Raw genomic sequence first — 24586 nt, forward strand, 5'->3', positions numbered from 1 at the left:
TCTCTACCCCACGACTTGCATGTATTAAGCCTGCCGCTAGCGTTCATCCTGAGCCAGGATCAAACTCTCCGTTGTAAATGAGTTTGACTTACTGACATCTAAAAATTCTCAAGAGAAAAATTAACGTGTCAAAAATCTAATGTTATTTGCTTTTTGACTTACCTTTTCGTTGTCACAATTTAATGTGACTGAATTGTGCTATTGCTTCCAAACTTTCAAAGATCTTTGCGTATTCATTACCCCTAAAAGGCAACTCCTACAACTTGCTAATACCACCGGATTTGAACCAGTATCGCGCCTTAATCGCTGTATCATCTATCTAATTTTGAAGAACTTGTGATCTCATTTCTCATCCCTCGATCACCGTTTGGGGTTGCAAAGTTAAAAACTTATTTTCAAACCGCCAAATTTATTTTTTCTTTTTCTTCAACTCTTTTTTAAGAACTATCCCGTTTTTCAATCGGGTTGCAAAGATACAATTCCTTTTCAAACCGCCAAAAAAAATTGAAAATTTATTTTAAACTTTTTTTGATCTAACTAATTGTATTCTAAGAACTTACCGGTAATTTTAAGGTACCGTTTGATTTGGGAGTGCAAAGATAGGAAGGATTTTGAAACAGGCAAATTTATTTTACTTTTTTTTCAAATATTTTTCTCCCGGCCTGTAGCAAACGGCCGCTATCATACTCCTGCCTTTAATCCTACCGCCATACAGAAACACATACAGAAAGGTATCAGCAACAGACCTCAGACCAAAGAAATGACGCCATCAGCAGATCTGTTTTTAAACAGATCCTACCGGTCAACAAAAGCTATTGCCATATACAGCCGCCACCCAACACCGATCCTTCATCGTTGCAAACGTTTCCCTTCCGCCCGGCACCAGAACGCCTCCTTTCAAAGAACGATTATCTTTGAACCATATACATACAACATGAAGATCGAAATAGTTCCCTACAACCCCGAATGGACAACGGATTTCGAAGCGCTGAAAAAAGAGCTCGCTGCAATCACCGGATTATGGGATCCTCAAATTGAACATATCGGCAGCACGTCTGTGGAAACGCTGGCTGCAAAGCCCATCATCGACCTGTTGGTTGGCGTAAAGCACATAAAGGATCTTGATCATCTACCGCAGGCATTGATGAACCGTGGCTATATCTACTATGAAACGTATAATAGTGCAATGCCCTATCGCCGCTTTTTCGTGAAATTACATACCGAACCCGCCGATCTATCGCTTCCCATCCGGATCCGGGAAGGCGACGTTATTCCTGCTGCGCTAAACGACCACCATCACCGGCGGGCACATATTCATGTACTGCCGCTTCAATCTGAACATTGGATACGGCATATCGCATTCCGCAACTACCTGCGTACGCACCCGGATGTAAAAACGGCTTATCAACAGCTGAAACAGGAACTGGGGTCCCTAGAATGGACCGATGGCAACGCATACAACGCGGCCAAGGATGCATTCCTTAAAACAGCAGAACAACATGCGGTAACCTGGTACCACCGGCACCATGCCGCTCTATAACAGGCGGATCACCTGCGGTCCACCTCCCCTTCAAATACAACAAATATGAATACAGCAACACTTAAACAAATGGCCCGCAGCATTACGGGTGAAAAACAGCTTAATGATTTTATAACGGTTGCAGGCGTAGGTGCGGCCCTGGAAACGGAAGCCGGCAATATCTACACCGGCATCAGTATTGACACGGCCTGTTCAATGGGCTTCTGCGCAGAACACAGCGCCATTGCCGAAATGCTGAAGCATGGCGAATATAAGATCAAAGCAATCGTTGCCGTCAACAGCAACGGTGAGGCGGTGCCTCCCTGCGGCAGATGCAGGGAACTGATCAGCCAGTTGTCCCGCTCCAATTTGCAAACGCTTGTTGAAGTGAGGGATGGCCTCCAGGTGCCGCTTTCAGAGATCCTGCCTTACGATTGGAAAGAAACCGCCGGCTATATATGGTAGCCCACTGCTCACCGGTTTATGTCCCCGCTTACCGTTCTGTTTTGTTCCGTTACCTGGAACAACTTCAGCCCGCCGGCGCTGCCCGTTAGTTTTGTTAAAAAAACAATGACGATCGACCCAATCATTAACGGCAAGCTGGATAAAATGGAGGCATTGTTTCAACATCCTACCCTTGCATTATTCAATGATCTTTTTACGGAAGATTGCGACTACATCACTTTTAACGGACAGCATCTCAAAGGCATCGAGGAAAATCTTCTTGCGCATCAGCGCCTCTCCGAAATGAAACTGTTTCGCGGGGCTACGCTGCAATACAGATCCGTACAGATCAAAGCCACCGGCCCCGATACAGCTATTGCCATTGCTACGGGTGGAATAAAATTCCGCTGGCAAAAAAAATTGCTGCAGAACCGGCTATCCATCAACACCAGCGTGTTCATCCGCCAGTCTGACGGAGACTGGAAGATCGCATCTTTCCAGAACGGCAGGATCCGCAAACCGGGGTTATTGCAGCGGCTGCTGACAAAATAAGTAAGTCTTTAAAATGACCCGCATACCATTTCGTTTTCAGCTACCCGTTTTATTTTTAATAAGGTTCCGTTCCAGTAAAAAGCCAGGTGTTTATAAATCGTATCTGTAGGAAATTGTGTAATCGTAAGTGATAACCGGGTTCCCGTGCCATCTGGAGTCAGGAGAAATTCAAATATTGAATAATTGCGCTCCGTTTCTTCGAGCCGCGACAGCGAACTCAGCTGGCTGTATCGAAGCTGGTACCCCGGCTCGGCCGCCAGAACGATGCCCTTGTTTTCAAATGGCAGATGATGCACGCCTTTAATGACCAGGGGCTGCCCTGCCTCCCATTGGGTAAGCACCTCCAGCTTCATTTCCGGATCGCCCATCCACTGCAGCATGAGCACCGGTACAGTAAGCACCTGCCAGATGCATTCCCTGCCGGCATTGATACAAATGCTTTTTTCTATAATTTGCGCTTCCATTGCTGACACCGCTTCTTGTTTCCGGCCCTCCGCCGAAATTATTTTTTCAGAATGCCCTTTTCGAGATTTTGTTGCAGCAGGTCTTCGGCAAATGCCCACAGCTGTTCAGAGCCCCGGGCAATCACTTTCTTTTTCATAACCACCTGGTCGTAACGTACATCAAACTCCTTCCAGGTACCTCCGTCATTGGATGTATTCTGAAGCAATGGTTCCAGCCGGTCTAAGGCCCTTGCAAATTTTGCTTCGGCAGTCTGCCCCGCTTCAAACTCCTCCCATATCGCAATAAGCGCTTCCGCCTGTGATTGCGGCAACATTCCGAAGATCCTGCGGGCCGCTTTTAACTCTTCCTCCGTATTGGTGTGATTTTGCTTTGTATCGTATATGAACACGTCCCCTGAATCAATTTCAACGATGTCATGCATCAACACCATTTTCAATACCTTCAGCAGGTCAACCGGCTCATTGGCATGTTCCGCAAGTATAATGGCCATCATTGCCAGATGCCAGCTATGCTCGGCGTCGTTTTCCCTGCGGTTACTGTGAAGCAGGCAGGTACGACGCAGCACATATTTGAGCTTGTCGATCTCTTTAATAAATTCGATTTGCCTTATGAGTTGTTCAATCATCAACCAAAGGTACAAACTCCGGGCGGTGCAGCGTTGCCCCTTACACTTTTTCTATCCGGCATGGCATTCGATGCATTCCAGTAATGGTACAGGTTTTATTAACCCGCGCCCAACGATCCGTTTCCGGGAATCACCGCGCTGGTGTAAGGGGCAAGCAATTTCCAGCCCAGGGTTTCGTAAAGTGCCCTGCCCTCCCCGGTAGCCACCAGCATACCCGTTGTAATACCGTGGGAACAGGCAATAGCAGTAAGCCGCTTCATTACAATAGTGGCCAATCCCCTGCGCCGATGTGCAGGTGCTGTAATGATACGATCATAAATAGCAGCATCATCTGCCAGGGCAATCCGCCCGCTGGCTGCGATGTCGCCGCTATCCGTAACTATATGCACCACCGGTACCGGGAGCTGCAGTGCTGTTTTCAAATGGTATCCCCGAGCAAGCGGAACATCGCCCTCAGGAACAAAACCGATTTTCATCATCAGATATCCCGGGGATTGGATTTCCCAATGTGCCGGCAATACAGCACTCACATGATCGGGAGGGGCGCACACCTTCAGAAAGACCCAGGGTTCCGTGATGATATTGCCCAGGTTCGTAAAAGCAGCTGTCATTCCGGGAAAAACATAGCGTTCTTTTTGTTCCGGCCATCCTACATGAACCCGGAAGCCACCCGGTATGGCAACCGGTGCCGTAACGCCGCGGGCCAGCGCCCAGCCTTTGATCCATGTGGCTACAACAGACCGGTTTGCAGACATAAAAATTATTGAGGGGTCACAAGTTCTTTAAAAGCACCGGTAAATTGTTCAAATGCCGTTCCCGTTGCTGCATCCGTGATTTGTCCCTCCCCGCTAACCTTGCCCTTCACACCCTGGATCAGCAAGGTGGTGCTTTCTGTAAATAATGCACCAACCGTTCGCATGATCATCTTCAGTTCTTCATGTCCTTTTACCCCACTGGCCGATGCGGTAACCAGGCCAACCGGCTTTTCCGAAAAGACCGTTGTAGCTACGCACCATTCAATCGCATTTTTCAAACCGCTGGGAATGCTGAAAATATATTCCGGCGTACAGATCAATACACCATCGGCCTGCTCAATCTCCCTGCGAAGGGCCACCACGGCTTCGGGTGGGTTGGCAACAGCAAGTTCAGGATCAAAATGAGGCAGGGTCTTTAGCACATTATACACCGTGATGGCAAAAGCTGCTTCTGTTTGCCGGGCAAAATTCAGCGCCAGCTTTTCGCTGCTGGAACCGGCGCTTGCGCTGCCAATGATCACTAAAATATGTTTCCGGTTTTCCATCCTGTTTTTTTATGCAGTGGCAATCCTGCTATTGTTTTAATCGAATTTAATAAACATCCTGTCAAAATTCAGGGTCATCTTTTTAAACTTCCGGATCAGATCCTGGCCAATATTTCCATAAACGGTTTCATTACTGACCGGCTCCTTTAATAAAGAAATACTGTCTAACTGAACATTCCTGCCCAGGATGCTGAATGTATGGCTGATCTTATAGCCCTCGTACTCTTTTTTTCCACCGGCACCTCCTAAACCGATCTTAACCGGCTTCCAGCTGCGGATAAGCTGCGGCTGTTGCTCCAAAAAGAAAGACCGGTACAGGATTGTATGATCGGCCCCGGTATCAAATGTAAAATGCCGGCCATCGATCTGGATCAGCGGCGACAGGCCATCAATAGCCATATTGGACGCAGTGTGGATATCGGTTTCCTTCTCCGGCACGATAAAGTAGCCGTCCTGAGTTACCTGTACCTCCCGGAGTGCTTCAATAACAGGAAAACCCAGGATCCCGTGGATCTGGTACCCGATCTGCGGAAATGCCAGTGCCTCATCCGGCAACACCAGAAAAACAACCTCTTCGATGATATTGTTGCCAATGCGCATTTTTTTACAAACACCAAGATCTGCTTTTACGGTATTACCGGTAAGTGCACCCACATCAATGCCCGCGGGGATCACCTCCAGTTTTAAGCTTTGCGCTGCCGACCGGGTAATGGTAGACAAATTTGCCCCGGTATCAAAAATACAACTCAGCGTATCGCTTTCTGTAATCATATCCAGGTTGTTCAAACCGGCTTTATCCTTTTCCATCTTTATGCGGCTGCTCCGCAGCTGAACCCGCTGTGGCGGCACCGGTTCCAATGCTGTCCATAACTTCAGATTATTTTCCAGGTCGCTTTTTTCCTCTTCCTTCAAAATTGTTCCATACCGGTTTAATAATTCCTGCACGGCGGTCTTAGCCGCTTTATACTGGTGCAGCTTTACATAATTATCTTCCCGGATCCGGTATAAGCGGAGTTGTAACGAATCCGGCAAACCGCCGCCGGCTTTTAATAACGGGCCGATCTTTTGATTTGATGCCTGCGGCCGGTTAAAGGCGTTGGACAGTACTGCTTCAATAAACTGCTGTTGCACGACAGAAAGTTGCCGCTGGTCTGCATTGTAAAGCGTACGGGCTTTAAAAAAATCCTTCTGCCCGATGGCTGAACAGATCATTTTAAAAGAAGTGTTTTCCATCTGTGCCCGGCAAAACACCGGTATCCCAACCACCAGGAATACTATTCCCCTCAGTAAAAAGTGTTTCATTGCATTTATATAAAAACCGGTCCACGCGCCCGTTTGTACTTCATAAAACTGGCGGTCTTGAGGATGCGCCTGCTTAGCCCGGTAACACACAAAAATAGCAATATTCGGCGCTTCCCTGTTCATCCGGCATATGCCGGATGGATACTCGAAAAACCGTTGCAACTTTTTGAACGCCTCACCGTTCCTTTTTTACCACAAGCCACACAAAAAGATCCGCATAGCCTTCAGGCATTCATCAGGGAACACCGGGCGGCCGGTTAAAAAAATATTTGATAGCTTAGCATATAAAATCCGGATTGAAGATGTTAGAATTTATAAAACAACCCTGGCCCTGGTATGTGGCCGGGCCCATTATCGGGCTCATCGTACCGGCGCTGTTATTACTTGGCAACAAACCCTTTGGGATCAGTTCTTCGTTGCGACATATTTGTGCGGCCTGTATTCCTTCCGGCATTCCTTTTTTCCGGTATAACTGGAAAAAGGAACGATGGAACCTGCTTTTCGTATTAGGTATTTTCTTCGGGGGAATGATTGCCGCGTATTTCCTTACCGACCCCGGACCGGTAAAGATTGCACCGCAACTGGCAACCGACCTCGCAAAACAAGGTATTACCGACTATCATAACCTGGTTCCCGCCGATCTTTTTAACTGGCACTCCCTGTTAACAGCCCGGGGAGCCATCCTGATGATTGCCGGCGGATTTCTTGTAGGTTTTGGAACCCGGTATGCCGGCGGTTGCACCAGCGGGCATGCCATTATGGGCTTATCGAACCTTCAATGGCCCTCGCTGGTAGCCACTATTTGTTTTATGATCGGCGGCTTCCTGGCAGCCAATGTATTACTCCCCTGGATCTTATCCCTTTAATAAAACAGCTTAGCAATGATCAAAGAAGACAACAAACAGTTTCCCAAACCTTCAGAAGATGAATTTACAGAGGAGCCGGCTGCTGATACCGGAAAGGAAGGCTTCCATATCCGCTTTCTTATTGCAGGGATCATTTTCGGAATTGTTTTTACCAAGGCCGAAGTGATCAGCTGGTTCCGTATACAGGAAATGTTCCGGTTGCAATCCTTCCATATGTACGGTGTTATCGGAAGCGCTGTTGTGGTGGGTATGATCTCCATCTGGCTGATTAAAAAATTTCATATCAAAACGATCAGCGGAGAAAGGATCGAAATTCAGCCCAAGAAGTTTAACAAGGGACAGATCTTTGGCGGATTGATCTTTGGCCTTGGCTGGGCACTTACCGGGGCCTGCCCCGGCCCGCTGTTTGCGCAGATTGGAACCGGTGCTACGGTGATTGTGATTACGCTCCTGAGTGCCATTGCCGGAACCTGGGTGTATGGCCGGTTCCGGGGAGAACTGCCCCATTAAAAAAACCTCCTTAAAACGCAATCTATTTTTGTTGTCAGCAGCCGTTCATCTCCATGTTAAAAAACCGGATCGTTATCATTGATGCCCAAAAAGATTTTACGGAACCAGGGTTTGCCTACTGGAAAAAACACCGCGCACTAAACCAAATCCATACCGTCGTTCAAAAGCTCAACCTCCTGCTGAAACAAACCCAGCCCGGCCAGGTTATCCTGGTTTACTCCACCTATCTTCCCAACCAGTTTGGGCCAGGGTTTTCAACCTGTATCCCGGGTACGGAAGGTCATCAAAGCAGCCTGAAAGACATTGGGCTTCTCCGGCAATTTGAAAAAACGGGACACAGTTGTTTTTCATCAAAGGGCTTTTCAGAGCAGCTGCAACAGGAACAGGTTGATCATCTCCTGCTCTGTGGCTTTCTTGCCGAATATTGTGTAAAAGCTACTGCACTGGATGCACTTTCAAGAGGATTCCGGGTCACACTTTGTCCGGACCTGCTGGGCTCCGCAGACGATAAACAGCAGATAAAGGAACAGGCACTAGCAGCAATGACGCAAAAAGGTGCAATGATCCATTGCCCCGGGTCCTAAACAGTATAACGCTTTACCTCCAATAAATGGGCGGCATCCTCTTTTCGATTCCAGTCTGCATGAATGGCCAGTGCCGCTCCTGCTGCAGTGGCTTGCGATACGGATGCGGCATATACTTCCATATAGGGAAAGGCCTGCGCCATCAGGTTCATAAAAATTTCATTGCGCGCGAAGCCGCCATCGATATATAATTGCTTCACCTCCGTATCATTCAGCACCAGCTCCGTGGAATGTTTTTGCTTTTTGACCAGGTGTTGTATCAAATCATGATAGGTCTTTTCCACCGTTTGCCCGTCCGAAAAAACAAATGACGAGGCCACAGCGGTATCATCTGCGGGAGCCGTTAGTTCCTGTGCAAAGCGGATTCCATGAAAATATTTCGGATTCAAATGATAGAAGGCTGCCAGTTTTTTCACCTCCTCTTCATGCTCATTACCGGCAAATAAACGCGAAGACTTCAGGGGCATTCCCTGGTAGGTAAGATAGGATAAACAATCCTGTTGCAGCTCCTTTGTGGTGAGCGGATTTTTATTAAAAGGATTCATGGAGATACTCCAGGTACCGGTAGACAGCAATACAAAGGGCTCCTTAATCATACACATATAGGGAATAAAAGCAGCCGAGCTATCGTGCAGCCCCACGCCGCATTTCAACGGTTGCCCTTCAATAAATGTGTCAATGGTTCCATCAGAAGGGAATAAAGGAGCCAGTTTATTACCGATGCCTTCCTCCGCCACCCATTGATGGTAATCGTTCCTTCGGAAATTCCATAAAGCGGTATGACAACCGATACTGGTAATGTCTGAAAATAATTTCCCGTGGGTGAGAAACCCCAGGTATTGAGGCAGGTGCAGGGATCGGTATATTTCTCCGAACAAATGCGGTTGTTGCTCTTTTATGCGATACAGCTGTAAACCCGAATTCAGGTTGCCTAAAATGGGGGATGCTGTTTCTGTTGCAAACTGCTCTCTTCCTCCATGGCGGTAGTAAAACAGATCGCCCAGGTCTTCCGGAAAAGGCTTCAGGTAGTTATATAGTGGTGCTAACGGCCGGCCGGCCGCATCTATGTGTACAAAGCTGGCGCCATAGGTAGAGAAATTGACGGCCCGAACCTTTATAGCAGGGTCTTTCAGTTTTTCCGCCAGCTTACGCTTTACCCAATCACCGATTGCATGAATATCATCACAAGGGAATCCATCCTCATCTCTTGTTTCATAAAAGCTTTGCATTTCTTCTTCCACGATCTGGTAATCCTCGTCGAAGAAAAAAAACTTCTTATTGGTCTTCCCGATATCAAATACCGCTATTCCCGGAATGGCACTCATTTATATGTCAGATATTAGTTTTCAGCAATCTGATTTCAGACTTCAGATTCCAGACTTCAGATTTCAGATTTTTGCTCTCAGCTGACTGCTGAAGTCTGATGGCAGACCATTTACAGCCCCGTTGCCACGGCATTTTCTCCCCGCTCGTTCACCAGCTGATCCCGCACTTTTAGCTGACGGAACAGGGCGATAGGATCCAGGGCTGCACCGGCACGCAGGCGGGCCTCCGCCAGAATGGGGCGCACATCTGTACGGTATGCCCCCTGAAGCAGCTCCTGGGCCAGCGTTACATCATTATTTTCCTGTGCGGTTTCCAACTGAGCCGCATCCACCAGCAAGGCCTGGGCATAGGCAATCTTAATGGCTTCCACACTTTGCAGCAGGTCTTCCAGCGGATCTTTTACATTATGGCTGGCATCGATCATCCATCCCAAACCGGTAGCATGATCCATGCCCCTTGCGTCCATGCCGTCTACCAGTTCTTTAAAGATCAGGAATAGCTGGTAAGGCTTAATGCTTCCCACCGTAAGATCATCATCGCCATACTTACTGTCGTTAAAATGGAATCCACCGAGTTTTTTTTCATTCAGCAGCAAGGCTACGATCTGCTCTATATTTGCATTGGGCAGGTGATGCCCAAGGTCTACCAGGGTGTATGCCTTTTCACCCAGTTTGCTGGCAAATAAGAACGACTGTCCCCAATCGCCTACGGTAGTTGAGTAAAAGTTGGGCTCAAATGCCTTATACTCCACAAATACCTTCCATTGCTCCGGCAATGCATCATAAATTTCGCCAAGGCTTTCCAGTGTATTATTAAAGGCCTTACGGAAACTGAGTTGTCCCGGGAAACAGGATCCATCGGCCAGCCAAATAGTTAAGGCTGCGGAACCCAGCTCCTGGCCGTATTTAATCACTTCTATATTATGCTCGATCGCCTGTTTCCGTACCGCCTTATCTATATGCTGCAAAGAACCATATTTATAACTATGTGCCTGTCCGGGCTGATCCTGGAAGGTATTGGAGTTCATCGCATCAAACTTCAGGTCCAGTTGCGTTGCCAGTTGTTTTAATGCCGTTGCATCTTTGGGTATATCCCAGGGTATGTGCAATGAAATGGCGCCGCTTGACCGGTTAAACTGGTGCAGCAATCCTACATCTTCCAGTTTCTGCTCCAGTGTGGAAGGCGCTCCCCTGCCGGCAAAGCGGCCAAAACGCGTACCGCCGTTTCCAAGGGCCCAGGAAGGAATGGCCACCTGGAAGTCCGTCAGCTTTTTAATGACGCCCTCGATCCCCGGAATGTTACCGGAGATAAATTCAAAATTCCGTTGATGTTGTGTCAGCAATGCATCGTTATGCTGTTCGATCTGAGTTTTTGTCAGTAACATAAAAAAACTTTATATCGGTTTAAACATGCAGCCCAAAAAACAACCGGAATCCGGTGCTGTTTATAAGCTGCTGTTGTTTTAAAGATCTTAAAAAAACGAGTTGACCGATTAGAAAATCATCAACTCTTGTATTGCTTGTTATATGAAGACGTTGTTATCGTAAAAATGCAGCCGCTACTCCTCCATCTACATTCAGCACATTACCCGTGGATTTATTCAGCAAGCCGCTTACAAAGATAAAGCAGGCATTGGCAATATCCTCCGGAAGAATCATTTCATTCATCAACGTACGTTTGGCGTAATAGGCCGGCAGTTCCTCCACGGTAATGCCATATGCCTTGGCACGCCCTTCGGCCCATCCTCCGGCCCAGATATTGGAGTTGGCGATTACAGCATCCGGATTTACCGAGTTTACGCGGATTTTATCAGCACCCAGCTCTGCAGCAAGCAGCCTGGAAAGATGTGCCTGCGCCGCCTTGGCCGAGCCATAGCCCGCATTATTGGGACCAGACACAATAGAATTTTTAGAAACGATGTTGATGATGTCGCCCCCGATATCCTGTTTGCGCATTACGGCAACCGCTTGTTTGGAAACCATAAATTGGCCCTTCACCAGGATATCATATAACCGGTCCCACTCTTCAATGGTATGGTCGGTTATAGATTTGGAAATGCTGATGCCTGCATTGTTCACAATGATATCCAGCCCGCCAAATGCTCTTACGGCTTCATCAATGGCTGTTTGGATCGAATCATTGCTGGTTACATCCAGCACCACTGAAGCTGCGGCATCCCTGCCAAATGTTTTTTGAAATTCAGCCGTTGTTTCCTGTACCCGTTCCGGGTTGATGTCGTTGATGATCACACAGGCGCCCTCTTCCGCAAACTTCTGGGCAATCGCTTTTCCGATGCCACCGCCGCTTCCGGTAACCAGTGCAATCCGGCCGCTCAATGGTTTGGGTTTCGGCATGCGCTGCAGTTTGGCCTCTTCCAGTAACCAGTATTCAATATTGAATGCCTCCTGACGGGGTAACGAGGTGTATTCTGAGATCGCTTCGGCACCGCGCATTACGTTGATGGCATTGGTATAAAATTCTGCGGCTACCCGCGCTGTCTGTTTATCTTTTGAAAAGGTGAACATGCCCACCCCCGGATAAATGATCACCACCGGGTTGGGATCCCGCATAGCCGGACTGTTTGAGTGCCTGCAGGTTTTATAATAATCCGCGTACATGTTGCGATAAGCTTCAAACAAGGGCGCTATTTTTTCCTTAATGGATGTTACATCTTCCAGATCCTCATCGGTAGTCAGGTTTAACACCAGCGGACTGATCTTGGTGCGCAAAAAATGATCGGGGCAGGAAGTACCCAACGGAGCCAGGCGATCCAGGTCGTTGGAATTGATAAACTGCAATACCCGTTCGTCATCCGTAAAATGGCCCACCATTTTGGTATGAGAGGAACAAAACCCCCGTAATACCGGCGCCAGTGCAGCTGCCTTTTGCAACCGCTCTTCTCCCGGTAACGCCGCCCGTTTTTCCCCGCCAAATACCGGTCCCGTTTTCCCCTCGTGCTGCTCAATGTATTCAGCACATTTTTCAATAACCTCCAGGGTGTTCAGATAGCTTTCATAAGCGGTATCGCCCCAGGTAAACAATCCATGCGAGCCCAGCATGATGCCCCTGATTCCCGGGTTTTCGTCCAAACACTGTTTGAGCTGCAGGCCCAGGTCGAACCCCGGTTTCTGCCAAGGAACCCAGCCAATGGAGCCTCCGAATAATTCTTCCGTGATCTTCTTTCCATCCTTTGCTGCTGCAATCGCAATAGCGGCATCGGGATGCAGGTGGTCAATATGTTTGAACGGCAGAAACCCATGTAACGGTGTATCAATAGACGGAGCCTTGGACGCCAGATCGTAGATACAATGGTTAAAGAGTTCTACCATTTCATCTTCATGTTCGATCCCTCTGTAAATCGCTTTGAGGCTTCGCAAACGGTCTACATACAATGCCGCCAGTCCGCTCTTCTTTAATGTACCCAGGTCGCCGCCACTGCCCTTTACATACATGATCTCCTTTTCTTCATTAGTAAGCGGGTCTTTTGCCATTACCTTACAGGAGGTATTGCCGCCTCCGTAATTCGTAAGACGGAGATCTGCACCCAATAAGTTGGAACGGTAGATCAGCAATGCCACTTCATCACCGGCCATTGCTGCTGCAGTGGCTTCATCCCATAAATAACTTACATGCTTAAATGTTTTCGCTTCTGCGCTCATATACTGATGTTCTTTTTATATTTTATCTTAATGAATTCCCGTAGCCTACCAGCAACACCGATATCAAAATAATGATGATACCCAGCACTACTGTAGTAAAGGTTTTTTTACTGACACCTTTCCATTCTTTCAGGATCAATCCCCATACATTGGCGATCAAAATAATAAAGGCCATATGCAGGATCCAGGAGCTTGGACCATTTCCCAGCTTGCTTTCTCCCATCCCGTAGAAAAAGAACTGGAGGAACCAGGTGGTACCGGCCAGCGCACAAAAAATGATATTGGACAGTAACGGAGTTTTACGGTTGGTATAATCCCCAAATGTTTTATTGCGCGCGTTCAGGATCAGGCACCAGATCAGGTTGGTGGTAAGTCCACCCCACAGGATCACTACATAGGATACATTATTCTGGTAAAGGAATTCGCCCTGGCCCGGATGTGCTGCTTTCCACAACGCATTGGCCGCATCCGCCATCGGTTTGCCAGCCTCAATACCAAAGTTGAAACAGGCACTCAATACCCCGGAAACGATCGCCACCAGTATGCCCAGTCCGAACTTATATTCATCCTTTCCTGAAAGATGATCGGCTTCCTTGATGGCCGTATTTTCAGCACCCGCATCACCGGCTGCCGGTGCCGCAGTCAGTTCTTTTTCTTTGCGCATACCGGCTTTCCCCGAAACAACGATCCCCATGATACAAACCAGCAAGCCGAGCATCACAACCCGTCCCCAGGTGGTTCCAAACAGCAAGCCGATGGTATCTTTTCCATCAGTAGGGTTCAACTGGTAATACAATGCAGGAATCAATGCCCCAAACACCATACACAGTCCCAGGATAATACTGCTTCCCAGGGATACACCCAGATAACGGACCCCTAGGCCGTAGGTCAGGCCGCCAATACCCCACAGCAATCCAAAAAGATAGGCATAACCAATAGTAGTACCTCCTGCAGTCTGGATGATTTCCCAGAAATTAGGAATGGTAAGCCAGGCTGCCAGGGGCGGTACAATCAGCCAGGAAAAAACGCCGCCGATCAGCCAATACGATTCCCATGACCATCCCTTTACTTTTTTATAAGGGATGTAAAAACTCCCGGAAGCAAACCCTCCGATAAAGTGAAATATAACTCCCAATAGTGCGTTCATGAACTTCTTTTAAGCAATCATTAAAGCTCAAAAATATCCCGTTTAAAACAGACTACCGTCATGTACTGTCATGCTTCGCGTGTCCTTTAACAAAATCTTAAACCGGCAACGATTGCACAAAAAAAACCGCTCCCTGCGGGAGCGGTTACATTCATACATTCTATCTTATCCTTAGAATTTATAGCCTATTGAAAGACCAAAATTGTTGTTCTTTAATACCTCGTCCGGTTTACGCCCGTCAGACTTTGGTTCCAGGTTTGTAAGCCCCAGCTGGCCGTTCAGTTGTACTGAAAAACGATTCGCAAATTCATAACCAAATAGCAGGTTAGCTCCTACGTCAGCCCGTTTACCAAATGTCATTTTACCCGGGTCATCACCAAAGTCGTTATAGTCGTTTGCAAATTCCAGTTTCCCGGATTCGGTTCCGTAGCTATTGGTAACCCGTTTAAACTTTCCGCCCAGGGCATATGAAAAATAAGGGCCGGCCCCAATCAACAGGTTTCCGTTTCCTGCAGCAGGCTTAAAAATAAAGTTCACCGGCACTTCAAGGTTGTAGGTATTCAACCGGGTATAATCACCCGCATCGGCCGGAGAATAAGCATCGGAATTAAAGTATTCATGTGCGTTTTTTTCCAGCTTGGCCCCTTTCATACTGAACAAGGCACCGGGCTGGATATAAAATTCGTCTGCAACCGGAATATCGAAGGTAAGACCCGCGTTAAAACCGGGTGTAAGTTTGGCTCCATTTACCGTTTTACCATCTGCATCTTTTATGGTAAGATTGGAAAGATTAACGCCCGCGCGCACGCCCACTTCTACCTGCGCCATAGCAGCGCCGGAAATGGCAACGGCCGTAGCAAGCAACAAGGATTTCAGAACAAGTTTACTTCGTTTCATAACTTAAGAGTTTTATTAAATAATCACCTGGTACAGACCTTAAGACATTAATTATTAAACAATAGCTGCGCCAATATCACCATCCCGCCACTTTTTAAACATTCCTTTGCATTTCGGGACCCGCAAAGTAAATGTTTTCATAATTTTTTAAACCATTCCTGACAAAAAAAGATCAACATCCTGTTGATCTTTTAATATACGATTCCCGTTCTGCCCCCGAAAACACCGAAGCGAATGTCTCCGGGCAAATCCGGTCCTGGTCGTTCATCTACCTTTGAACCTCTTTAACTCTTTAACGCCGTTCCCGTCTGCCGGCACCGGTGCCAGCGGTTGTATTGCCTGTACACGTTTTACCGGCGCTACTCTTTTTTCTGTGGGAACAGCCGGAAGCGATTCCGCTACAAACTTCAGCTGTTGTTTCGGAACGCTCACAAGGGCGTCGCCGTCTTCAGCAACGAATATAGCCGGAGAAGCCGACACGGCCGGTGTTTCCGTTGGTACCGGTACCGTTGGCGGTGGCGGCGGCGGAATTTCTACCCCGTATCTGCTTTCAAATGCGGCTTGCTTTTCCGCACTGCTGATATCCGCTCTTACCGTTTTCCCATTCTTGTATGTTAAAACGGCTACTGCCTTCCCCTGAGGTGCAATTACACTAACCCCTTTAATATCCTCCGGCATCTTTTGTTCTTTGGGCGCTTTTGGTGGCGGCGGGGGTGGTGGTGGAGGTGGAATTTCTACCCCATATTTGCTTTCAAATGCGGCTTGTTTTTCCGCACTGCTGATATCTGCTTTTACCGTTTTTCCGTTCCTGTATGTTAAAACGGCCACCGCCTTTCCTTTGGGTGTTATTACACTAAGGCTTTTAATATCCTCCGGCATCTTTTGTTCCTTGGGTACTTTAGGCGGCGGTGGCGGAAGCTCCTGCGTGTATACCCGCTCTGCAAATGTAAAAATAAGCAGGACCAGTACCGGCGCCACTACGATGGCCTTTATGCCCGTTCTGAACCGATTTGTTTCTTGCTGTAACATAAGTAACCTTTTTTTTGTAGTTAAAAAATAGAAACTGCTTGCAAGCGGTATGGATTGATTTACGTAAATACTTTTTAGTAACAGTTGCTGGTAAGCCACCCGTTGTTCCTGTCCCCCGGCGGCGGCCTGGTCTGCCAGAAACTCGTGATTGAGCCGGATGGCCCTCCGGTATAAGCGTAAGAAGGGATTGAACCACATCAGCGCACCCATAAATTCTGCCAGCACAATATCCCAGGTATGTTTTTGACGCACATGTGCAAGCTCGTGTATAAGAATAGCCGTCTCGATCCTTCGGGAATCAAAATCCGCCTTGTTCAAAATGATATAATTAAAAAAGGAATGCGGTGTTACCGGCACTTCCGGCAATACAAGTGTTGCCCCTTCAAAAACACGTTGCTCATTTCCCTTTAGTCTTTGCTGCATCTGGTACAATTGCCACACAAAACGCAACAGCAATACCACACTTACCACTCCGGCCGCCGCAAAAGCCCATTGCGTCAGCAGCTCCGGCCAGGAAACGATTTCCGGAACCGGAGAAATGACCGCTCCTGTTGACGGCTGCAGCACTACCGCTTTCAGCCGCACTTCTATTACTGCCAGTGGAATCAGAAAGGAGCACAGCATAGTCCCCAACAGGTAAAACCGGTTAAACACAAGCATCTTTTCCTTTTGCAGGAAGCCGTAGTAAAAGGCATACAGTAACCCGCTGCAGGCAATGACTTTTAGAAGATAAAGGATCATTTTTTCTTTTTTGAATCAGACAGTGATTGAATTTGCCCATCCACGATCTTCTTTAATGCTTCCAGCTGCTCCCGGCTTAGCTTCGCTTCTTTTGTAAAAAACGAAGCAAACTGCAGCACGGAATCATCAAAATAGTTTTTGATCATGCTGGTCACGTGCTTCGAAAAATAATCGGCCTTTTTGATTAAAGGATAATATTCCCGGGAATTTCCATACTGGGTATAACCGATCACCCCTTTATCGGTCATGCGCTTTAAGAGCGTGGCTACGGTTGTACTGGCAGGCTTGGGATCCGGAAATGCTTCGATCAGGTCTTTCATAAAGGCCTTTTCTGCTTTCCAGATATATTCCATTAACTGTTCTTCTGATTTTGACAACTTAATCATTCTACAAATATAGACTTGTTTCTACAAATGTAGAATAAAAATCAAAACGAACAAATTTTCTTTTATACCTATCACCGAAGCACTGCGTTCCTCTCCGGCCGGTACACCGACCGCTTCTCTTGTGCTATTGAAATTGAAAGAGGTACAGTCATCTACAGCCCCAAAAAGGTCTGTGCGCCCGTGGTAATAATCGCAGAAGCACAAAAAAAGCCCCCGCATTACGGAGGCTTATAACGTTAGGGTTATGGTATCAATCAGGCATCTATAGCTATTCCTACGGGCACCGGTTCCTTCCAGCTTAGCTGCAGCAGTTCGCAGGTTTCTGTACGCACCTGGTAGCGCAGTGTTTCGTTCTCTTCCAGGTTTTGTCCTAAAGACGGAATCATGGCTTTTAATTTTTCATTCCATTTTCCGTTAAAACGGTCGGGGAAACAACGCTCCAGTAATGTTAGCATAATGGATACCGATGTTGAAGCACCCGGAGATGCCCCCAGCAGGGCCCCGATGGTGCCGTCTTCACTGGTAACGATCTCCGTTCCGAATTGTAAGGATGCGCCTTTTTCGGCATCTTTATAAATGATCTGTACCCGCTGGCCTGCTTCTTCCAGCTTCCAGTCCTCCGTTTTTGCCTCCGGGTAAAATACCCGCAACGCTTCAAGACGGTCTTCAAAAGACAGGCTGAGCTGCTGGATCAGGTATTTTTCCAGTTCATAGTTTTTAAGTCCTACCCGCATCAGCGATACAATATTCCAGTATTTGATGGATTCAAACAGATCCCAGTAAGAACCTTCTTTGAGGAATTTCGTGGAGAACGTAGCAAAGGGGCCAAACAGGATGGAGGTTTCCTCTCCCATTACACGGGTATCTAAGTGAGGCACGCTCATAGGCGGTGCGCCTACTGAAGCCTGCCCGTATACTTTTGCATGATGCTTGGCAACTACTTCCGGGTTACTGCATACCAGCCACTGGCCACCCACCGGAAACCCGCCATAGAGTTTACTTTCGGGAATGTCGCTATCCTGCAGCAAATGCAGCGATCCGCCGCCTGCGCCGATGAATACAAACCGTGAGTAGTAGATCACTTTTTCACCGGTAGAAAGGTTTTTTACTTTTACTTTCCACCTTCCGTCATCTTGCCGGATGAGGTCATATACTTCATGCAGCAGGTGCAGTTCCGTATTTCCTCTTTCAACCATATTATCAATAAAGATCTTCGTTAACGCGCCGTAATCCACATCCGTTCCCAACTCCGTGTAGGTTGTTGCAATTTTCTCCGAACGGTCGCGTCCTTCAACAACCAGCGGTATCCAGTTTTTGATCACCTCCGGATCTTCTGAATACTCCATTCCCTTAAACAATTCGAATTGCTGCAAGGCCTGGTACCGCTTGCGGAGATAGTTTACATCATTTTCTCCACGCACAAAACTCATATGCGGCACGGTGCGGATAAAATCTTTCGGATCATCGATCTGCCCATTCTTAACCAGGTACGACCAAAATTGCTTGGATTGCTCAAACTGTTCAATAATATCCAGCGCCTTTTTAGTTTCAATACTCCCGTCTTCCCTCTCAGGTGTATAATTCAGCTCGCATAAAGCGGCGTGACCGGTACCTGCATTGTTCCAGGCGTCTGAACTTTCCCCGGCCATCCGGCCCAGGCGTTCAAAAATATGAATGGAATGCCCCGGTTCCAGCTCATTGATAAAAGCGCCTAATGTTGCGCTCATGATCCCTGCACCAATCAATACTACATCAGTATCTATTTCTTTTCTTTTAGCCACGTTCAGCGATTTTAGTCCTTAAAATGTGGTGCAAAATTAAAAAGAACTGGAGAAAATATAACTTTCGAAAACGTTATACTTTTTATTTATTAATGAAAAAAACAGTCATTTTCTCCCGGTAGTACGAACAGTCGTTTTATTATGCCCCACAAACCAGGCATTTTACCGGACGGGCAGGCGCATTGGTTGTCTGTAGCCGCCAATGATTGCTCACGGATTACACCAGCTGCCATAGAAAAAACTAGAATCCGCTGTGTGCATCTGGGAAATCTGTGCGGGAGAAAAACTACAACCCGCCGTCCGCCCGGACATCCTCCTTCTTGCTGCATTCCTTTCTGGCAGAGAAAACCTATATTTAATGAAAAAGAAAATGATCTGGAAAAAACCCGTTGCACTGGATGAGTTGAATCATACGCCCGAATATATGGGCAGCTATCTCGATATACGATTCACCGGGGTGACAGACGATACGCTTACCGCCACAATGCCGGTTACCCCAAAAGTACACCAGCCCTATGGCATTCTTCATGGCGGGGCTTCGGTGGCACTGGCGGAAACAGTAGGCTCTTATGCCAGCAGCCTGGTAGTAGACACTGCTCAATTTATGGTGGTAGGCATGGAAGTAAATGCCAATCACCTCAAACCGGTAGCTTCCGGTATGGTTCGGGCAGTTTGCAGTCCGCTCCATTTGGGCACCAAAACCCATGTATGGGATATCCGCATTTACAATGATGCGGACCAGCTTACCTGTGTGAGCCGGTTAACCGTTGCGGTTATTGAAAAGCGCGTATTTTAAGCCAGGTAGCTGTGTAGAACCGGGATCAGTTCCGCCTAAACTTATACGTAACCGTATTAAAATTGTTATTGACTACCGCCCTGAACCGGTCCGTATTTGTAAAATTGAGATCATCAAAATTTTCTGCCAGTATTTGCTGATCTTCCACATTTGTTGCAGAAAGCAACAGGCTGTGTTTTTGTTCGGAGCTTTGTTGTCCGTCGCTATTCGTTACGGTAACCGTATACTTTTTGAGTCGCCAGGTACCGGTGTATTTTGCCCCGGATTGCCGGGTATAAAAAAAAGAGCCATCGCCTTCGAACTGAAACGTTCCTTCCGAGTATACGGCCTTCGAACTGCCGAAGCCGGCTTTGTCGACATCATACAGGGCCCACTGCCCGATGATCCGTTTATCATATGATTTAAAGAAATCTTTACTGCAACCTGCTGTTATACATAAAAAAAATAAGGGCAGCATGCCTTTGAACAGTGAAACCCGATGTTTTGCAATAGACATATCCGGTGATTTTGGTCTTCTAAAATTAAACTGCTCCGCATGTATAAAAATGCAGGTGCCCTTCTTTTAACAAAGATTTCGGCATAAAAAAACCTCCGCACTGCGAAGGTTTTTAAGATCCCAGGAAGTTTATTACCCGCCTCCACGGCACCGGCCAACCGCTGCTTTTAAGTCCGCTCCCCATCCGCTTCATTCATTCTTCCGGAGCAGCGCCCGGCATCAACGGTTATAAGAACGGATTATTCCTGCTGCCGGGCGGCAAACTTTTGCAATAACCCCGGAAGCGCTGCAGCGATGGCACCCGTAACTGCCGGCGGCAATCCAAACCGCGAAGTAAGCGAACCGATAAGCCCTCCTTCAATTGCATTGGTAGCCGTTCCTCCGGAACTTATTGCCTGCTGCAGGTTGCTTAAAATGCCCCCGCCCGACGATGAAGTACCCGCCGTATTGTTTATGTGCCGGGCAATTTCGTCATGTATCGCCGCTTCCTGTTCGGGAGTAACATTACCGGCAATAGCGGGATGCCCCCCTAATTCATTTTTTACAGCATTCAGAATTTCTTCAAACATGGTAATCGATTTTATGCATCGAATTTAGGATAACCATACACCCTCCGGCGTTTGTTTTTTATGAACAAGAAAAAAGAATCGTTTAATAAGGCATATGAGGCTTTGAAACAAGTCGGGCACATATAAAAAAAGACCTCCGCTTCCGCGAAGGTCTTTCAAAATCATTCGGATATTTTAATTGTTCTCCGGTGCTGGTCCCTCTTTTCTGTCCGGACGAGGAATCAATGCCTTACGGGACAATTTGAATTTACCTGATTTAGGATCGGTACCGATCAGTTTCACCTTCATAGAGTCGCCTTCTTTCACCACGCCTTCCAGGGTTTCCAGTCGCTTCCAGCTGATTTCGCTGATATGCACCAACCCTTGTTTGCCCGGCAGGAATTCTACAAACGCTCCAAATTCTTTAATACCTTTTACCACGGCGTCGTAAACTTCACCTACTACCGGCACGGCCACAATGCCCTTAATCCAGTTCTCAGCTTTTTCAACCGCCGCTTTTTCTACTCCAAAGATGCTGATCTCACCACGGTTATTCACCTCTTCGATGTTGATCGTAGTGCCGGTTTCGCGCTGCATCTCCTGGATCACTTTACCACCAGGCCCGATCACCGCACCGATAAATTCTTTATCAATAAACATCTTCACTACACGCGGTGCATGCGATTTCACTTCCGCACGCGCTTCCGGCATAGCGGTATACATAGCTTCCAGGATGTGTAAACGACCCGCTTTGGCTTGTTCCAGGGCTTGCTTCATCACTTCCATTGGTAATCCGTCTACCTTGATATCCATCTGCACACCGCAGATACCATCACGGGTACCGGTTACTTTAAAATCCATATCCCCCAGGTGGTCTTCATCACCCAGAATATCACTTAAGATAGCAAACTTTTCGCCTTTGGTAATCAACCCCATAGCAATACCAGAAACGTGCTTGGGGAGTGGCACTCCGGCATCCATCAGGGCCAGCGAACCGGCACATACAGTAGCCATAGAGCTGGAACCGTTCGACTCCAGGATATCACTTACCACCCGTACGGTATACCCAAAATCCTCACCTTCTTTCGGCATCATTTGCTTCAAAGAGCGCATTGCCAGGTTGCCGTGTCCTACTTCGCGGCGACCGGGACCACGCATCATTTTCACTTCCCCGGTTGAGAACGGAGGGAAATTATAGTGCAGTATAAACTTGGAGTATACAGATTTAGCTGCAGATTCAATCAGCAATTCATCTAAACCAGTACCCAGGGTAACTGTTGTAAGTGATTGTGTTTCACCACGTGTAAACAACGCAGATCCGTGCGGAGAAGGCAATATATCTACTTCCATATCCAGCGGACGGATTTCTGTAAGTGCCCGGCCGTCCAGTCGTACCCGCTCGTCCAGGATCATATCCCGAACCACATCATACTGCAGGTCGTGATAATACCCTTTCGCCATTTTCTTTTGATCCGTTGTAAAAGGAGCTTCTTCCGTACCAGCCTCTTCAAGGTTTTTCAGCAGTTCCTCTTCAATAGCTGCAAACTGATCGGTGCGCTCATGCTTGCTTAGTTTTCCCTTGGCAACAGCGTACACTTTATCTTTTGCAAAATTGTATACTTTCTCAAGAAGTACTTCATCCTGAGCCGGTTTTGTATAATCGCGTTTACCGGTTATGCCTTTCAGATCGCGCAGTGCTTCCTGAGCTTTGATCTGAACGCGGATGGCATCATGTGCCACACCTAAAGCTGCCACCAGGTCGTCTTCACTGCACTCTTCTGATTCACCTTCCACCATCATCAGGTTCTTTTCAGTAGCGGCAATGATAAAGTCGATGTCTGACTGTTCCATTTCAGAGCGGGTCGGGTTGATCTTAAACTGACCATTTACACGGCCCACACGTACTTCACTGATGATTTCCTTAATGGGTACATCAGAAACAGCCAGGGCTGCAGAAGCGGCTAAACAAGCCAGTGCATCCGGCATGATTTCCGGGTCACTGCTCACCAGGGTTACCAGAACCTGCACATCGCAGAGGTAATCATCGGGGAACAACGGGCGTAATGCACGGTCGATCAGGCGCGAAACCAATACTTCGTAATCGCTCAACCGGCCTTCTCTTTTGAAAAAGGAACCGGGGATACGGCCGGCAGAAGCAAATTTTTCCTGGTAGTCTACCGTTAACGGAAAAAAGCTTTGACCCTCTTTGGGTTCTTTATTGGCCACCACGGTAGCCAGGATGATACATTTACCCATGGTTACCGTTACGGAACCATCAGCCTGACGGGCGAGGCGACCGGTTTCAAGGGTCACTTCTCTGCCATCGCCTATATCAAATACCTTTCTTATAGGTTGTTGTAACATAAAATAATTTTGTAGTTATAATTAATAATGGACCCGTGTCAGCAGTGCTTCTATCAGCATTTTTGTTCCGGTTACCCGGAACGCGCCGTGTTTCCGGTATAAAACCAGGCACTTTATGCAGGTCCGTTGTGGGTGTCCTGTGCAGGACAGTTATGAATTTCGATCTGGCAAAACTCCGTTTACTGCAAACGGTCTGGGGATAAAAAAGTTATTCCCAACATCCGCCGGATATTGGGAATAGATATTATAATAGTATTGATTGCTACAATCAAAAACCGGATAAAACATTCACCAATACCCTTTGGTGGTGAACTTATTTTCTCAGACCCAGTTTTTCAATTAATGCGCGATATCCTGCCAGGTTGTGTTTCTGCAGGTAAGTCAGCAAACGTTTACGCTTACCAACCAGTTGCATCAATCCGCGGTGGGTGGAGAAATCTTTTTTATTTTCTTTTAAATGTGCACTTATCTGTGCAATACGCTCAGTTACCTGAGCAACCTGTCCTTCAATAGAACCGGTGTTGGTAGCTTTACCGCCAAATTCGGTAAAAATTGCTGCGTTTCTTTCTTTTGTAATTGGCATCTTTAAACTTTTAAAGGATCATCCGATTTTTTTCTATTCAATATTTCGGCTGCAAAGGTAATGCATAGAGCGGAAATTACCAATAAAATATTAGCTATCGTTTGGGGTACGCTTCTTTCCTTTAAATAATTGATCCTAATCACCTTATACAAATGCAAAGGGCGCAGGTACCGCGGGCGCCGGATAGCGGCATACCGGAAGATTTTTCCAAGGAACACGGGAATTATGTCCCGGCGGCCTTCTCTCTCCGGATCACTCTATTTTTAGTATTTCCCCGTCTTCACCTTTTAATTCCGTTCCGGAAACAATTTCGAAGGTATAACCGGTTTCAAAAGCATCATACTCATACTTCAGCTTCTTCCCGCTGATCTTATAGTGCCCGCTCCATACGATATCACTGCCTCCGGGGTAAAAGAATGCACGGCCATCAGGTCTTAATTCAATATGCATGGCACCCGAATATTCGCCATATCCGCTAAAATTTACCTGTTTAAAGACAATGTTCTCGTTTACCTCCAATTTCTTTGAACAACTCAAAATAAAATAATGCCTATCAGGGCTAGGTAGCTCCGGTTGATCATATTCAGTCATTCACTTATATAACCAATCTGTCTTTACAGCGCAACATACCTGCTGAAAAACCATTGTAACTTTAAGGCACTTCTG

The 24586-nt window shown here is 47.1% G+C and carries 25 protein-coding genes and 1 rRNA gene; 7 read left to right on the forward strand and 19 right to left on the reverse strand.

Annotation, left to right across the window (positions count from 1 at the left end; all coding sequences use genetic code 11):
• Window positions 1-75 (reverse strand): 16S ribosomal RNA (locus LQ567_RS21085); the annotation flags it as partial.
• A gap of 859 nt (window positions 76-934) precedes the next feature.
• On the opposite strand from LQ567_RS21085, the gene LQ567_RS21090 reads away from it, so the two are divergent.
• From LQ567_RS21090 to LQ567_RS21100, 3 genes are all read left to right on the forward strand, one after another.
• The gene (locus LQ567_RS21090; protein ID WP_231007748.1) at window positions 935-1540 is read left to right on the forward strand and encodes a GrpB family protein; all 606 of its coding nucleotides are present in this window, start codon (window positions 935-937) and stop codon (window positions 1538-1540) included.
• Between the two features lie 45 nt (window positions 1541-1585).
• Window positions 1586-1984 carry a cytidine deaminase family protein gene (locus LQ567_RS21095; protein WP_231007749.1) on the forward strand — a complete coding sequence of 133 codons (399 nt, stop codon included), beginning with the start codon at window positions 1586-1588 and terminating at the stop codon, window positions 1982-1984.
• A gap of 105 nt (window positions 1985-2089) precedes the next feature.
• Entirely contained in the window at window positions 2090-2515 is a 426-nt protein-coding gene (locus tag LQ567_RS21100; protein ID WP_231007751.1) for an SgcJ/EcaC family oxidoreductase, read from the forward strand.
• A gap of 8 nt (window positions 2516-2523) precedes the next feature.
• On the opposite strand, the gene LQ567_RS21105 is transcribed toward LQ567_RS21100, so the two are convergent.
• The 5 genes from LQ567_RS21105 to LQ567_RS21125 all read right to left on the reverse strand — a co-directional run bounded on the left by LQ567_RS21105 (window position 2524) and on the right by LQ567_RS21125 (window position 6207).
• Window positions 2524-2979, reverse strand: coding sequence for an SRPBCC family protein (locus LQ567_RS21105; RefSeq protein ID WP_231007753.1), 456 nt, complete (start codon window positions 2977-2979; stop codon window positions 2524-2526).
• Between the two features lie 38 nt (window positions 2980-3017).
• Window positions 3018-3605 carry an HD domain-containing protein gene (locus LQ567_RS21110; protein WP_231007755.1) on the reverse strand — a complete coding sequence of 196 codons (588 nt, stop codon included), beginning with the start codon at window positions 3603-3605 and terminating at the stop codon, window positions 3018-3020.
• Window positions 3606-3703: 98 nt separating this feature from the next.
• Entirely contained in the window at window positions 3704-4360 is a 657-nt protein-coding gene (locus LQ567_RS21115) for a GNAT family N-acetyltransferase (protein ID WP_231007756.1), read from the reverse strand.
• A 5-nt stretch (window positions 4361-4365) separates the two neighbouring features.
• Window positions 4366-4905 (reverse strand): NADPH-dependent FMN reductase, encoded by a 540-nt coding sequence (locus LQ567_RS21120; RefSeq protein WP_231007758.1) that lies wholly within the window; start codon window positions 4903-4905, stop codon window positions 4366-4368.
• Between the two features lie 36 nt (window positions 4906-4941).
• Entirely contained in the window at window positions 4942-6207 is a 1266-nt protein-coding gene (locus LQ567_RS21125; RefSeq protein WP_231007759.1) for a retropepsin-like aspartic protease, read from the reverse strand.
• A 302-nt stretch (window positions 6208-6509) separates the two neighbouring features.
• On the opposite strand from LQ567_RS21125, the gene LQ567_RS21130 reads away from it, so the two are divergent.
• Genes LQ567_RS21130 through LQ567_RS21140 form a run of 3 tightly spaced genes read left to right on the forward strand, consistent with a single transcriptional unit; the run spans window position 6510 to window position 8167 of the window.
• A complete protein-coding gene (locus LQ567_RS21130; RefSeq protein WP_231007760.1) occupies window positions 6510-7073 on the forward strand; it encodes a YeeE/YedE family protein in 564 nt (187 codons plus the stop codon).
• 15 nt (window positions 7074-7088) lie between these two features.
• Window positions 7089-7583, forward strand: a complete 495-nt coding sequence (locus LQ567_RS21135) for a DUF6691 family protein (RefSeq protein ID WP_231007761.1) — start codon at window positions 7089-7091, stop codon at window positions 7581-7583.
• A 53-nt stretch (window positions 7584-7636) separates the two neighbouring features.
• On the forward strand, window positions 7637-8167 hold the full coding sequence (locus LQ567_RS21140) for a cysteine hydrolase family protein (protein ID WP_231007762.1): 531 nt from the start codon (window positions 7637-7639) through the stop codon (window positions 8165-8167).
• Here the strand turns inward: LQ567_RS21140 and LQ567_RS21145 are convergent.
• The 8 genes from LQ567_RS21145 to mqo form a co-directional block, all read right to left on the reverse strand.
• The gene (locus tag LQ567_RS21145) at window positions 8164-9492 is read right to left on the reverse strand and encodes an FGGY-family carbohydrate kinase (protein ID WP_231007763.1); all 1329 of its coding nucleotides are present in this window, start codon (window positions 9490-9492) and stop codon (window positions 8164-8166) included. The two genes, LQ567_RS21140 and LQ567_RS21145, sit on opposite strands and share 4 nt — an antisense overlap.
• A 110-nt stretch (window positions 9493-9602) precedes the next feature.
• Entirely contained in the window at window positions 9603-10877 is a 1275-nt protein-coding gene (locus LQ567_RS21150; protein WP_231007764.1) for an L-rhamnose isomerase, read from the reverse strand.
• Between the two features lie 154 nt (window positions 10878-11031).
• Window positions 11032-13152, reverse strand: a complete 2121-nt coding sequence (locus tag LQ567_RS21155) for a bifunctional aldolase/short-chain dehydrogenase (RefSeq protein ID WP_231007765.1) — start codon at window positions 13150-13152, stop codon at window positions 11032-11034.
• A 22-nt stretch (window positions 13153-13174) separates the two neighbouring features.
• Window positions 13175-14299: an L-rhamnose/proton symporter RhaT gene (rhaT, locus tag LQ567_RS21160; RefSeq protein ID WP_231007766.1), complete on the reverse strand. Its 1125-nt coding sequence runs from the start codon at window positions 14297-14299 to the stop codon at window positions 13175-13177.
• A 171-nt stretch (window positions 14300-14470) separates the two neighbouring features.
• Window positions 14471-15196 carry a porin family protein gene (locus LQ567_RS21165; protein WP_231007768.1) on the reverse strand — a complete coding sequence of 242 codons (726 nt, stop codon included), beginning with the start codon at window positions 15194-15196 and terminating at the stop codon, window positions 14471-14473.
• 264 nt (window positions 15197-15460) lie between these two features.
• A complete protein-coding gene (locus LQ567_RS21170; protein ID WP_231007770.1) occupies window positions 15461-16966 on the reverse strand; it encodes a M56 family metallopeptidase in 1506 nt (501 codons plus the stop codon).
• Window positions 16963-17352: a BlaI/MecI/CopY family transcriptional regulator gene (locus LQ567_RS21175; RefSeq protein WP_231007772.1), complete on the reverse strand. Its 390-nt coding sequence runs from the start codon at window positions 17350-17352 to the stop codon at window positions 16963-16965. Before LQ567_RS21175 ends, LQ567_RS21170 begins: the two co-directional genes overlap by 4 nt.
• Window positions 17353-17606: 254 nt before the next feature.
• Window positions 17607-19133, reverse strand: coding sequence for a malate dehydrogenase (quinone) (gene mqo / locus LQ567_RS21180; protein ID WP_231007774.1), 1527 nt, complete (start codon window positions 19131-19133; stop codon window positions 17607-17609).
• Between the two features lie 358 nt (window positions 19134-19491).
• Between mqo and LQ567_RS21185 the strand changes: the two genes are divergently transcribed.
• Window positions 19492-19929, forward strand: coding sequence for a hotdog fold thioesterase (locus tag LQ567_RS21185; RefSeq protein ID WP_231007775.1), 438 nt, complete (start codon window positions 19492-19494; stop codon window positions 19927-19929).
• Window positions 19930-19954: 25 nt separating this feature from the next.
• Here LQ567_RS21185 and LQ567_RS21190 read toward each other — a convergent pair whose 3' ends face one another.
• The 5 genes from LQ567_RS21190 to LQ567_RS21210 all read right to left on the reverse strand — a co-directional run bounded on the left by LQ567_RS21190 (window position 19955) and on the right by LQ567_RS21210 (window position 24457).
• On the reverse strand, window positions 19955-20425 hold the full coding sequence (locus LQ567_RS21190) for a hypothetical protein (protein ID WP_231007776.1): 471 nt from the start codon (window positions 20423-20425) through the stop codon (window positions 19955-19957).
• Window positions 20426-20664: 239 nt separating this feature from the next.
• The gene (locus LQ567_RS21195) at window positions 20665-20994 is read right to left on the reverse strand and encodes a hypothetical protein (RefSeq protein WP_231007777.1); all 330 of its coding nucleotides are present in this window, start codon (window positions 20992-20994) and stop codon (window positions 20665-20667) included.
• 174 nt (window positions 20995-21168) lie between these two features.
• On the reverse strand, window positions 21169-23337 hold the full coding sequence (gene pnp / locus LQ567_RS21200; RefSeq protein ID WP_231007778.1) for a polyribonucleotide nucleotidyltransferase: 2169 nt from the start codon (window positions 23335-23337) through the stop codon (window positions 21169-21171).
• A 313-nt stretch (window positions 23338-23650) separates the two neighbouring features.
• On the reverse strand, window positions 23651-23920 hold the full coding sequence (gene rpsO, locus LQ567_RS21205; RefSeq protein ID WP_231007779.1) for a 30S ribosomal protein S15: 270 nt from the start codon (window positions 23918-23920) through the stop codon (window positions 23651-23653).
• Between the two features lie 252 nt (window positions 23921-24172).
• Window positions 24173-24457: a hypothetical protein gene (locus tag LQ567_RS21210; RefSeq protein ID WP_231007780.1), complete on the reverse strand. Its 285-nt coding sequence runs from the start codon at window positions 24455-24457 to the stop codon at window positions 24173-24175.
• Window positions 24458-24586 lie beyond the last annotated feature (129 nt).

Source organism: Niabella pedocola (genome assembly GCF_021044425.1).
Lineage (GTDB): Bacteria > Bacteroidota > Bacteroidia > Chitinophagales > Chitinophagaceae > Niabella > Niabella pedocola.

Excerpts from the sequence above, each read along its gene's own strand:
- LQ567_RS21090 (WP_231007748.1), top strand. The coding sequence starts at position 935 with ATGAAGATCGAAATAGTTCCCTACAACCCCGAATGGACAACGGATTTC.
- LQ567_RS21095 (WP_231007749.1), top strand. The coding sequence starts at position 1,586 with ATGAATACAGCAACACTTAAACAAATGGCCCGCAGCATTACGGGTGAA.
- LQ567_RS21100 (WP_231007751.1), top strand. The coding sequence starts at position 2,090 with ATGACGATCGACCCAATCATTAACGGCAAGCTGGATAAAATGGAGGCA.
- LQ567_RS21105 (WP_231007753.1), bottom strand. The coding sequence starts at position 2,979 with ATGGAAGCGCAAATTATAGAAAAAAGCATTTGTATCAATGCCGGCAGG.
- LQ567_RS21110 (WP_231007755.1), bottom strand. The coding sequence starts at position 3,605 with ATGATTGAACAACTCATAAGGCAAATCGAATTTATTAAAGAGATCGAC.
- LQ567_RS21115 (WP_231007756.1), bottom strand. The coding sequence starts at position 4,360 with ATGTCTGCAAACCGGTCTGTTGTAGCCACATGGATCAAAGGCTGGGCG.
- LQ567_RS21120 (WP_231007758.1), bottom strand. The coding sequence starts at position 4,905 with ATGGAAAACCGGAAACATATTTTAGTGATCATTGGCAGCGCAAGCGCC.
- LQ567_RS21125 (WP_231007759.1), bottom strand. The coding sequence starts at position 6,207 with ATGAAACACTTTTTACTGAGGGGAATAGTATTCCTGGTGGTTGGGATA.
- LQ567_RS21130 (WP_231007760.1), top strand. The coding sequence starts at position 6,510 with ATGTTAGAATTTATAAAACAACCCTGGCCCTGGTATGTGGCCGGGCCC.
- LQ567_RS21135 (WP_231007761.1), top strand. The coding sequence starts at position 7,089 with ATGATCAAAGAAGACAACAAACAGTTTCCCAAACCTTCAGAAGATGAA.
- LQ567_RS21140 (WP_231007762.1), top strand. The coding sequence starts at position 7,637 with ATGTTAAAAAACCGGATCGTTATCATTGATGCCCAAAAAGATTTTACG.
- LQ567_RS21145 (WP_231007763.1), bottom strand. The coding sequence starts at position 9,492 with ATGAGTGCCATTCCGGGAATAGCGGTATTTGATATCGGGAAGACCAAT.
- LQ567_RS21150 (WP_231007764.1), bottom strand. The coding sequence starts at position 10,877 with ATGTTACTGACAAAAACTCAGATCGAACAGCATAACGATGCATTGCTG.
- LQ567_RS21155 (WP_231007765.1), bottom strand. The coding sequence starts at position 13,152 with ATGAGCGCAGAAGCGAAAACATTTAAGCATGTAAGTTATTTATGGGAT.
- rhaT (WP_231007766.1), bottom strand. The coding sequence starts at position 14,299 with ATGAACGCACTATTGGGAGTTATATTTCACTTTATCGGAGGGTTTGCT.
- LQ567_RS21165 (WP_231007768.1), bottom strand. The coding sequence starts at position 15,196 with ATGAAACGAAGTAAACTTGTTCTGAAATCCTTGTTGCTTGCTACGGCC.
- LQ567_RS21170 (WP_231007770.1), bottom strand. The coding sequence starts at position 16,966 with ATGATCCTTTATCTTCTAAAAGTCATTGCCTGCAGCGGGTTACTGTAT.
- LQ567_RS21175 (WP_231007772.1), bottom strand. The coding sequence starts at position 17,352 with ATGATTAAGTTGTCAAAATCAGAAGAACAGTTAATGGAATATATCTGG.
- LQ567_RS21185 (WP_231007775.1), top strand. The coding sequence starts at position 19,492 with ATGAAAAAGAAAATGATCTGGAAAAAACCCGTTGCACTGGATGAGTTG.
- LQ567_RS21190 (WP_231007776.1), bottom strand. The coding sequence starts at position 20,425 with ATGTCTATTGCAAAACATCGGGTTTCACTGTTCAAAGGCATGCTGCCC.
- LQ567_RS21195 (WP_231007777.1), bottom strand. The coding sequence starts at position 20,994 with ATGTTTGAAGAAATTCTGAATGCTGTAAAAAATGAATTAGGGGGGCAT.
- pnp (WP_231007778.1), bottom strand. The coding sequence starts at position 23,337 with ATGTTACAACAACCTATAAGAAAGGTATTTGATATAGGCGATGGCAGA.
- rpsO (WP_231007779.1), bottom strand. The coding sequence starts at position 23,920 with ATGCCAATTACAAAAGAAAGAAACGCAGCAATTTTTACCGAATTTGGC.